Annotated in this window: 2 protein-coding genes; both read right to left on the reverse strand. The window is 65.9% G+C overall.

Going from position 1 to position 2,029, the window contains the following annotated elements; genetic code table 11:
* Positions 1-234 precede the first annotated feature (234 nt).
* Positions 235-1,221, reverse strand: a complete 987-nt coding sequence (locus tag ABE522_RS17450; protein ID WP_346592783.1) for a malate dehydrogenase — start codon at positions 1,219-1,221, stop codon at positions 235-237.
* A gap of 118 nt (positions 1,222-1,339) precedes the next feature.
* The gene (locus ABE522_RS17455) at positions 1,340-1,837 is read right to left on the reverse strand and encodes a peptidylprolyl isomerase (protein WP_346592784.1); all 498 of its coding nucleotides are present in this window, start codon (positions 1,835-1,837) and stop codon (positions 1,340-1,342) included.
* Positions 1,838-2,029: the final 192 nt, after the last annotated feature.

Consider the following 2,029-nt stretch of genomic DNA (forward strand, 5'->3'; position numbering starts at 1 on the left):
GGGCCGGGCGGTGGGGCTGGGCGGGGGCGTTGAGCGCCATGGATGGCGCGAAACGAGGCCCGCATGGATGCAGCCTTTGCCGTCCCCCGACCGGCCCCACCGCCCGGCCCACCCCCAGCTGCGGCTCCAGAGCCCGCCGCGAGGGGGTCCCACCCGTTCGCAACCCCACCACCATGCGAAAAAAAAACGCCAGGACACGCCCGGCGTTTTCTTCGCAACAATCAGACGGATGGATCAGCCCAGCAGGTGCGCTACGGCCGAACGCTCGTCTTCCAGCTCCGCCAAGGTCTTGTCGATGTACTTCTGGCTGAACGCGTCGATCGGCAGGTCCTTGACCAGCGTGTACTCACCATTTTCGGTGGTGACCGGGAAGCCGAAGATCACGCCTTCCGGAATGCCGTAGGAACCGTCGGACGGCACGCCCATGGTCAGCCACTTGCCGTTGCTGCCCAGCACCCAGTCACGGACGTGGTCGATGGCGGCGTTGGCAGCCGACGCGGCCGAGGACGAACCGCGGGCTTCGATGATCGCCGCCCCGCGCTTGCCCACGGTCGGGATGAAGGTGCCGGCGTTCCAGTCCTGGTCGTTGATGGCATCGGCGATGGAAGCGCCATCGGCGGTGGCGAAGCGGTAATCCGGGTACATGGTCGGGCTGTGGTTGCCCCACACGACCAGCTTTTCCATGCCGGCGACCGGCTTGCCCAGCTTGGTCGACAGCTGGCTCAGCGCGCGGTTGTGGTCCAGGCGCAGCATGGCGGTGAAGTTGCGCGGGTTCAGGTCCGGCGCCGACTTCATGGCGATATAGGCGTTGGTGTTGGCCGGGTTGCCGACCACCAGCACCTTGACGTCACGCTTGGCGACCTTGTTCAGCGCGGCGCCCTGGGCGGTGAAGATCTCCGCGTTGGCCTGCAGCAGGTCGGCGCGCTCCATGCCCGGGCCGCGCGGACGCGCGCCGACCAGCAGGGCCACGTCGACGTCCTTGAAGGCCACTTCGGCGTTGTCGGTCCCGACGATGCCGGCCAGCAGCGGGAAGGCGCAGTCTTCCAGTTCCATGATCACGCCCTTCAGCGCGGCCTGGGCCTTGTCCACCGGCAGCTCAAGCAGTTGCAGGATGACCGGCTGGTCCTTGCCGAGCATTTCGCCGGAGGCGATGCGGAACAGCAGGGCGTAGCCGATCTGGCCGGCAGCGCCGGTCACGGCAACACGAACGGGTGCTTTCATGGGGGTTTCCTCTAGCTTGCGAGCGTTGGATTTGAACCGCGGGCGTGGCCGGGCGGCCTGGCAGGCGGCGGGGGATCATGAAAACGGCCACCGCAGGGGTGGCCGTTTCAAAGGGAAATCAGGCGCGCGAGGGAATCGACTTGTTCCACTCGGCGACGCGGTCGGCCTGGGCGGCCAGCACGGCGTCGGTGTCGCCTTCCAGGGTGATCGAATGGATGACGTCGCCCTGCTTGACCGAATCCACGATCGCCTGGCCTTCCAGGACCTGGCCGAACACGGTGTGCTTGCCGTCCAGCCAGTCGGTCTTGATGTGGGTGATGAAGAACTGGCTGCCATTGGTGTTCGGGCCGGCGTTTGCCATCGATAGCGAACCGACCTGGTGCTTCACACCATTCTTTTCGTCTTCGAACTTGTAGCCGGCATCGCCGGTGCCCTGGCCGCGCGGGCAGCCGCCCTGGATCATGAAGTCGGCGATGACGCGGTGGAACACCAGGCCGTCGTAGAACTTGTGCTGGACGAGGTTCACGAAGTTGGCCACGGTCAGCGGTGCCTTGTCGGCGAACAGCTCGACCTTGATCGGGCCCTGGGTGGTGTCGAAAGTGGCGATCAGGGACATGCGGATCCTCAGGAATTCGGGTTGGAAAGGTCTAGCTCCCTAGTTTACACCCGTGATGTTCAGGGCGCGGGTACGACGATCGTTGAAGGTTCTGCAGCGGTTCTGTGTTTGTTGCGGGCGGGGGGGGGGGGGGGGGGGTGGGGGGACCCCGCGTAAACAAACAAGAGGGGGGGGGCCCCCAACCAAAGCCCC

Origin of the sequence: Stenotrophomonas lacuserhaii, assembly GCF_039674585.1 — a bacterium.
Classification (GTDB): Bacteria; Pseudomonadota; Gammaproteobacteria; order Xanthomonadales; family Xanthomonadaceae; genus Stenotrophomonas; species Stenotrophomonas pennii_A.